The 207-nt window shown below is 66.7% G+C and carries 1 protein-coding gene; it reads left to right on the forward strand.

Features of this window, described 5'->3' with window-relative positions; genetic code table 11:
• Window positions 1–207, forward strand: a 207-nt coding sequence (locus WG891_RS26970) for a hypothetical protein (RefSeq protein ID WP_337265147.1), incomplete at both ends; no start/stop codon positions are given.

Genomic DNA, 207 nt, shown 5'->3' on the forward strand with positions numbered 1-207 from the left:
GGGGCTGGGACCATCAATACCGATGCGGCGGTGACCCTGAGCGGCAGCAACGCCTTCAGCGGCACCCACGCTATCAATGCGGGCGGCGCGCTGACGGTCAGCGCGGCCAATCACCTTGGCACCTCGGCCGCCCGCGTCAATCTCACCGAGGCGACCTCACACCTGATATTCAGCGGGGTGAGCGGTGAGGTGGCCAATACCCTGAGC

This window comes from Serratia sp. MMO-28, assembly GCF_037199905.1.
Classification (GTDB): domain Bacteria; phylum Pseudomonadota; class Gammaproteobacteria; order Enterobacterales; family Enterobacteriaceae; genus Chania; species Chania oryzae.